The 7,823-nt window shown below is 63.9% G+C and carries 7 protein-coding genes and 1 pseudogene; 3 read left to right on the top strand and 5 right to left on the bottom strand.

Translation table 11 applies throughout. The annotated features are described in order from the left end of the window. A partial coding sequence (locus C7I87_RS36340) for a LuxR C-terminal-related transcriptional regulator (RefSeq protein ID WP_246696540.1) occupies positions 1-125 on the top strand: 125 nt, incomplete at its 5' end. A gap of 42 nt (positions 126-167) precedes the next feature. Here C7I87_RS36340 and C7I87_RS34890 read toward each other — a convergent pair. Then, a complete protein-coding gene (locus tag C7I87_RS34890) occupies positions 168-515 on the bottom strand; it encodes a hypothetical protein (RefSeq protein ID WP_149908458.1) in 348 nt (115 codons plus the stop codon). A 29-nt stretch (positions 516-544) separates the two neighbouring features. Here C7I87_RS34890 and C7I87_RS34895 point away from each other — a divergent pair, with 29 nt between their 5' ends. Further along, positions 545-736 carry a hypothetical protein gene (locus tag C7I87_RS34895; protein ID WP_149908459.1) on the top strand — a complete coding sequence of 64 codons (192 nt, stop codon included), beginning with the start codon at positions 545-547 and terminating at the stop codon, positions 734-736. A gap of 572 nt (positions 737-1,308) precedes the next feature. Here C7I87_RS34895 and C7I87_RS34900 read toward each other — a convergent pair. From C7I87_RS34900 to C7I87_RS36950, 4 genes are all read right to left on the bottom strand, one after another. After that, entirely contained in the window at positions 1,309-3,042 is a 1,734-nt protein-coding gene (locus C7I87_RS34900) for an SEL1-like repeat protein (protein ID WP_149908460.1), read from the bottom strand. A gap of 29 nt (positions 3,043-3,071) precedes the next feature. Next, entirely contained in the window at positions 3,072-4,433 is a 1,362-nt protein-coding gene (locus tag C7I87_RS34905; protein ID WP_188394126.1) for an HlyD family type I secretion periplasmic adaptor subunit, read from the bottom strand. Between the two features lie 83 nt (positions 4,434-4,516). Continuing rightward, on the bottom strand, positions 4,517-6,814 hold the full coding sequence (locus C7I87_RS34910; RefSeq protein WP_246696539.1) for a peptidase domain-containing ABC transporter: 2,298 nt from the start codon (positions 6,812-6,814) through the stop codon (positions 4,517-4,519). A gap of 205 nt (positions 6,815-7,019) precedes the next feature. Continuing rightward, a complete protein-coding gene (locus C7I87_RS36950; protein WP_373424820.1) occupies positions 7,020-7,199 on the bottom strand; it encodes a hypothetical protein in 180 nt (59 codons plus the stop codon). A 286-nt stretch (positions 7,200-7,485) separates the two neighbouring features. Here C7I87_RS36950 and C7I87_RS36955 point away from each other — a divergent pair. Continuing rightward, a pseudogene (locus tag C7I87_RS36955) lies at positions 7,486-7,823 on the top strand (peptidase); the annotation flags it as partial.

The raw sequence follows: 7,823 nt of genomic DNA on the forward strand, positions 1-7,823 counted from the left end.
ATTTGGACATTGCCGAAGCGACGACGAAGATCCATGCTGCGGCCGTCTTGCGCGAGCTTGGGGTGCGAAACCGGACCGAAGCGGCCGTGTTGCTGCAAACCTGGCACGCGAAAAACGCGGGTTAGAATTCGTCGTTCGATGCGGTGACACACCGGAGCGGCGCCGGTCTATTCGTCGCCACGGAAGCCGAACGGCCAGGACGTGCAGGTCAGCGGCGCCGACAAGATGCGGATCGTACTAGAAGAGGCCGACGTCGAGTTCATCTTTGAGAATGGTGGGCGCGCCGGGGGTGAGGCTGAGGAATCGACGCGAACCTCAGTGACCGAGTCCGCTGTGGCCGCATCAGAAATGAATATCAGCAGGACCTTCTCCCACAGGGGGCGAAGGACCGGATCCGAGGGACGCAAGACGACGGTGGGCAAGAGTTCGCCCACGCTATCGGCCGGCAAGGCGATCCAGATCTTGGGTTTTCCACCGCCAATCACGGCCGCTGGATCGAATTTTCTGGCCGCCATTTCCGAGACTCGTATATGAGAAGGTCCTTATGGAGCGCCGGTACGCAATCCGAAGGGTCAAGGATAAGCTTTGGGAGGTCTACGACATAGACAGCGACAACGTTGTACTCGTGGATGGGGTGGCCTTGACAAATTTGCTGGATGACGAGGCGCTCGACGCCTTGGAACTGTTAAAGGGCGGATACCTGACCCCGAGCCAGACCAAGAAGATAAAGCCCTAGCAGGCTTCTCTGATTGGGGTCGTTGAGGCCAAGCTCCTCCCGATATTTTTCCGGATCTTGTGGCCCCGCGGGTCACTAGCTTCTCTTCGCGGTCGACGTCAGGCCGCCGCATGATGGGGTCAGTAGAGCGAGGCGTCTCAATCTGTTGAACGACCTTGGGAGAGTTCGTCCCAGCATCGTGCCTGCTAACGAGATCACCTTGCCCATCGTCCCCACGGGGGACCGATCCGGATCACGCCCTTTCGGGCTGAATCAACTCCTCCTTCGTTGGTCGTTATCCTTGTTCATGCCGATACGTGGCCCGACGCCTTGCCGAAGCGGAATTCTGTGCATCGCCCCACATGCGATGGAGGATTATTCCTGCAAGTCCTAAGAAAGCCAAGGCTATCATCAAGTTGCTTGACGATCTGGCCACAAATAACGAGCTTCCAGCATTACCATCTCGGGCTCCTCAGCGACCTTGAAGTGAGAGGTCGATCAAGGTGGACCGTCCGATTGGCTTGACCGAGCGTCGCCCCACGGCAATTTTGGCGCAGCCGGAACAAAACAAATGCGATGGTCTACCGCAGGCGTCAACCAGTGGCGAACTCGGCGAGTTCGTCGGCCGCTTCACTGATACCGTGCGCAGCCGCGCGCTCGAGCCAAAGGCGACCGGCCACCGGGTCTCGCTCCCCGGCGAGGCCTTTGATGAGATAACGCCCGAGCATGAGTTGGGCTTGGCCATGCCCGCGCCCGGCAGCGGCCGCGAACCATTTTTGCGCAGCCGCCTGGTCGACCGGCAAGCCCTGCCCAGCGCCGGACAGCGCGCCAAGCGCAAACATCGCCCCGGCGTGACCGTCGACGGCGGCCTGCTCAAACAGCTGCATCGCAGCCGTTGGCTCACGCGTACCGCCACGCCCGTTGAGCAGCATTTCGGCAAGTGCTACCCGCGCGTCGGGCACACCGGCGTCGGCGGCCCGCGCAAACCACACACGGGCCTGCGTTGGGTCGGCCGCCACGCCGCGTCCATCCTGGAGGAGGCGGGCATACATATATTGCGCCTCGGCGACGCCCTCGGCCGCGCGCCTGAGCCAATGTGCCGCTTGCTCCTCGTCTTGACGGACGCCGACCCCCTTGGCGAAGCAGAGTCCAAGATTGAATGCCGCGATGAGGTCGCCCGATGATGCGGCTGCCTCGAACCATCCGGCAACGCTTGCACCGTCGTCCGTCTCGCCGGCTCCTCCGAGGACAAGATTGGCGAGGTCGGTTTGCGCTTCCTGATTGCCGCCATTTGCAGAAATGCGCAGCCAGCGTGCTCCCTCTTCGACGTCCTCGGCCACGCCGTTTCCCGTCAGATAGAGAGAGGCCAAAGCGCGGGCGGCGGCCTGGTGACCCGCTTCGGCCGCCCGCCGATACCAGTTTGCGGCTTCCGCAAAATCCGGCCGCTGCGTCTTCACATAGCGATCGCCGAGGAGACAGGCCGCCTCGATATTGCCAGCCAAGGCGGCACGCCGCATCCAGGCCTCTCCGGCAGCGGTGTCATGGTCGACCAGTCCACCATCGATGAGCGCCAATCCCAACCGGAACTGGGCTGCGGGAAGGCCCTTCTCGGCGGCAGCCCGATAGAGTTGCGCGGCTGCAGCCATGTCGCGTGCCACGCCGAGCCCGTGCTCGGTAAGGACCGCAAGAAGATAGGTAGCGGTCGGCAGGCCGGCGTCGGCCGCGCGTCTCACCTCGTCTGCAATCCTGGCTCGATTTTCGCGCTTGCCGCGCCGGGCCAGCGACAGGGCAAGGCCGAGACATCCTTCGGCGCAGCCGGCAGAAGCCGACTTCTCATACCAGCGGTGCGCCGCATCTGCATCGCGCATCGATTCGGGGCCGCTGGTAAGGATATAACCGAGGATCGCTTGCCCCGTCGCCGAGCCCGCCTCGGCCGCCTTCGTGGCAAAGCCGAACGCAGCCGTGAAGTCCGGTTCGCTCGAGGTATCCCGTTTGAACAAGAGCTCCGATTCGGCGCCTTTGCCGTCAGTTTCCGCCGTCACCAGCCCGGTCACATAGAGAGCGGCGAGGAGCGCTTGCGCATCGGCGTTCCCGTGATTGGCTGCCCGCAGCAACCATCGCGCGCCTTCCATGCGGCTCTGCGGGACACCCGAGCCTTCGAGATAGCAGCGCGCGACTCGGTACTCTGCGTCGACGATCCCCGCGCGCGCCGCTACCGCCATGAGCGGAAAGGCTTCCGCGGACTTGCCGCTGTCAGAGAGCTGGATCGCCCGGCGCCACGCTTTCGCCGGGAAGGCGAGACTAGTCAGCCGATCCAGGATTGTCATCGATCCGAGCCTCTGATTCCTCCAGTGCCCTATGGCTCCCGCATCGCCTCCTGGCCGATCGGGAGCATCACACCTAGAATGTACTTGAGTATCGTGCGCCGGCCGACCTTTACGTCGGCAGTCACCGGCATGCCGGGACTGACGGTGAAACCGGCGGGCACGCCGTGGAGGGCGATCTGGTCGATGGAAATCCGCGTGCGATAGAACGGCTCGGCGTCGGAAGGCAGCATGGCCAGAGAGCTGTTCGGATCGCGCGCTTGCTCTTGCGCCGAGAATGAGTCCGGGCTGACTGTCCGTACAGTGCCATGGGCGAGGCCGTACTGCGAATAGGGGAAGGTGTCGAATTTGATGATCACAGGGTCGCCGACATGCACAAAACCGCTGCTCCTGCCAACGATGTTCGTCTCGATCTCGAGCGGCGCATCTTCTGGCACCAGCGTGATGAAGCGCTCGCCTGACTGCATGACCGAGCCGACGGAGACCTTTGCCACCGATTGAACGATGGCATCTGATTGGCTCCTCAACTCGACCAACTGGTTTCGAAGCTTTGCCTTGTTGAGGAGTTCGCGGGCGTCGGAGATCCGCGAGCTCGCTTCCGACAGGCTTTGCGAGACTTCAGCCCGCCAGCCCTGAATGTAGCCGTCGCGCTCCGCGGCCACCGCTGCTTGCTGGCGCTTGGCGGCTTCGGTGGTCTGCTCGGCATTGCCGAGCGCCCGGGACATTTCCGCCCGGTTGTCCTCGGCGAGGAGCGTATTGAGGCGGCTCCCCACTTGCCTTGCCTCGAGCTGCCTGCGCATCTCTTCGATCGAGGCTGCCACCGCGAGCCGCTGGCGATAGCCGTCGGCATCCGATTGCGATCGCGAAATCACCGAACTGAGTTCGTCACGTTGGCGTTCGAAACCCTCCACCTTGGCGTCGTAAACCGCCTTGCGGTGTTCGAATATCGACATCTGCAGGGTCCAGCTCGGGTCGAGGCCGTTATAGGCGAATGCCTGCCCGCTGGCTTCCGCCTTCAACCGCGCCACCTCGGCTTCAAGCGTCGAAACCTGCATCGCCAGTGCCGCCAGGTCGGCTGAGGCGAAGGTCGCGTCGAGGCGGGCAAGCAACTGGCCGGCCTGGACGCGCTGTCCCTCCCGCACCTCGATCGAGCGGACAATCGCTGTATCCAGCGGTTGCACGACGATGTTGGGGGATTGCGATACCACCAGCCCTCTGGTCGTTACGACCTGATCGACCGGTATCAGCCCCGCCAGGGCGATCAGCGCGATGACCAGGCTGGAAACGATCCAGACGATGCCGCGCGCAGCCCGTGGAACAGGCGCGTTGGCGACAGCCGTCGACGGCCACTGGAACTCGAGTATGGCTGGTGTCGTCGGATCCCTTGTTTCCATCCGATGCCACCGAGCGGGGAGGGCGGTGAGAGAGGTGCTACTCATGATTGCCGGACCTGATGCGAGTGAGCCGCGCGACATGGTCAAACCAACCGCGGCGGAACGGCGACCGGGCGGCCGTGGCGCCCGTCGAGGTGCCGGTTCTGCTGCGACCACAACTGGCGATAGAGCGCGCATCGTTCGAGCAGGGTCGCGTGCGGCGCGACGTCGAGAACCTTGCCCTGATCCATGACCAGTATGTTATCGCACTCGGTCAGCGAGGAGAGCCGGTGCGAAACGATGATCATCGTGCGCCCGCTGGCGATGCGCATGAGGTTGGCGCTGACCACCGCCTCGCTCTCCGGGTCGAGTGCACTGGTCGCTTCGTCGAGGATGAGGATGGTCGGATCGTGGATGAGGGCACGCGCGATTGCCAGCCGCTGCTTTTGACCGCCTGACAAATTGGGCGAACCTTCCTCGATATAGGTGTCGTAGCCATTGGGCATGCGTTCGATGAATTCCTGGGCGCCGGCGAGGTGCGCGGCGCGCATGGCGTCGGAAAGCGTCAGGCCTGCGCGCCCGGCGATGATGTTGTCGCGGATCGATCCACGGAACAGAAAGTTGTCCTGGAGGACCACGCCGAGCCCTTGGCGAAGATGGCGCAGGTTGATCTCCTTGAGGTCGACGCCGTCGAGCTTGAGGAACCCACTGTAGTCGCGGTTGATTCCTTGCAGGAGGCGCGCGACGGTCGACTTTCCCGACCCGCTGCGCCCGACAATGCCAAACATGGTTCCGGCTGGAATGTGGAAGCTGACCCGGTCGAGCGCCGGCGTCTTGGTCGCGATATAGCTGAAGGTCAGGTCGCTGAACGTGACCTCGCCGACGAGCCTGGGTCTGAGGCCGGTGGAATTCGAACTGCTCTCCAGCGGCCGGTTGAGGACCGACGCTGCCTCGCCGATCGCTGCACCGACCTCCTCGTAGTCTTCGACCAGTCGCGCCAGGCCGACCAGCGGCTGCGCCACGCGCTGGGAGATCATCATGAAGGCGAACAGGCCGCCGACCATATAGCCCGAGCGGTCGTTCATCGCGAGATAGGCGCCGATCAGCATGGTGCCGAGCACCATCAAACGTTCGATCGGCGTGACCATGGTCTGCGGCCAGCTTGCGAGCTGTCCGAAGGCGAGACGCGCCTTTCCCGCTTCCGCCACCCGCTCGTCCCAGAGCGCCTTGCGCTGCGGCTCGAGGCCGAGCGCCTTCACCGTCTTGATGCCGACGACAGTTTCGCCGAGCGCCGCCGCCTTCCAGGTCTCTGCTGCGACCACCCTCTGGTATCTCCGGCGCAGCGGTCTGAGAAACGCAAGGATGATCAGCATGATCACGACCGCGCAGGTCAGCACGATCCAGGCGAGGCTAGCGTTGATATAGAACATGACCGGTATAAGCACGCAGAGCGTGATCATATCCAGGAACGTGCTGAGGAGCTTTCCGGTCAGGAATTCGCGGATACGATAGACTTGAGCCAAGTGATACATCGTCTCGCCGGCGGGATGGCGCTCGAAATAATCGAGCGGCAGGCGCAAGAGCCGGCTGAAGACGTGCAGCTGCAGCTTGGTGTCCAGACGCGCGCCGACGACATTGATGATCAGTCGCCGCGCATGGCCAAGGAGCGTCTCGTAGGCGAAAACCACGGCGATCACCGCCGACAACAGGACCAGCGTCGATACGCTGTTGAATTGCAGCACCTTGTTGACCACCGTCATGACGATGAGCGGCGGCAGGATGGTAAGGATGCTCAGCGTGAACGAGGCGATGGTGACATCGCGCAGGGCGCGGCTTTCGAGGCGCACCAGCTCGGCGAGCCAGCGAAGGGTGAAGGGCGCATCCGCGGCGACATAGGACCGCGCGGCCCGCAGCAACAGCGCCTCGCCCGTCCACACCTGGGACAGCCGCAGTTCGTCGATGGCGGTGGCTTCGCCATCGTCGGATGCATCGGCACTTTTCAGGAAGACGACGTTTCGCTCGGCACTCGCCCCGACAAGCAGAGCCGCGCCGCCATCGTTGAACAACAGGACGACCGGTCCGGCTTCCTGGAAGCGCAAAAGGTGTGACCAGCGGATGCGGACCGCGCGCGACCACATACCTGCGTCTTGCGCCCACTGGGACAGATCGGCGGCGGCCGGAACCGCGCTCACGGCCTTGAATTCGTTGGGGTCGAGTTCGACGCCATGATAGCGGGCGGCCCGCAGCATCGCCTTGAGGCGTGGCCCGATCCTGTCGAATTCGGCGGGACCGCCGGGAGTCCGCGCCGCCGCGTCGGGACCGCTCGCCTGGTCGGCCGCGCCTTCGGTGCCGGCGCGGATCGAGACCGGCTGGATTTCCGGGTTCACGGTGATGTTCACCATGGACTTGCCTTCCGGTACGCGGGCGAACTCAACGATGCCCTGGGCAACGGGCCTCCGCCGAGGTCACCGTTCATCCCCCTTTTGTACTCCGAATTGATCCACAGCGCGACTCTCATGCCAATCCTTTTCGCGCGCGGATTTCGCATTGGTGCCGCTCGCGCGTCAGTCCTCAAATTTGGACCGTCTCCGTTGTCAACATTCCCGCTCACTCATGCGGCTTCAGAAGATCCTTCAGCGTCGTCTTGGCGGTGTGGTCATTGTTGGCGTAGCCGGTACCAGGCTTCGTCTGGTCCGAGTTGAGATCCGTGATCGCACCCGACGGCTTGTTCTGGTTCTGCCCAAATCCCCCGATCGTCTTGAGGACATTGAGCAGGTCTGTCGTCACCGATGCCCCCGCGAGGCCGATCAGGTGGCGGAGCGAGGCTTGGCTGCCAGGATCACCGTCGCCCTTGGTCGAGCTGGGCTGCAGGAATTGCCCGGTGTCCTTGAGGCCAAGCGAGTCGGACGTGACCTTGGCGGTCTTCTGGGTCGTTGTCGCCAGGGTTGTGGTCGACGCAACAACCGGGTTTTGAGGAGCGCCCGAGGGGCCAGTCGGACCGGTTGGCCCGGTGGGACCAGTCGTGCCCTTAGGTCCGGTATCGCCCTTCGAACCGGTTGCGCCCTTCGGCCCGGTGTCGCCTTTCGGCCCGGTCGCTCCGGTCGAACCGGTTGCGCCCTTCGGCCCGGTATCGCCCTTCGGTCCTGTCGAACCAGTTGAGCCCGTGGCGCCAGTGGCACCCGTCGCGCCCTTGGGTCCGGTGTCGCCCTTGGGTCCGGTCGCTCCGGTCGAACCGGTTGCGCCCTTCGGTCCGGTATCGCCTTTCGGTCCTGTCGAACCAGTTGAGCCCGTGGCGCCAGTGGCACCCGTCGCGCCCTTGGGTCCTGTATCGCCCTTGGGTCCGGTCGCTCCGGTCGAACCGGTTGCGCCATTCGGTCCGGTCGCGCCGGTCGAACCGGTTGCGCCCTTCGG

Source organism: Mesorhizobium sp. SARCC-RB16n (assembly GCF_008520305.1).
In the GTDB taxonomy this organism is placed as follows: domain Bacteria; phylum Pseudomonadota; class Alphaproteobacteria; order Rhizobiales; family Rhizobiaceae; genus Mesorhizobium.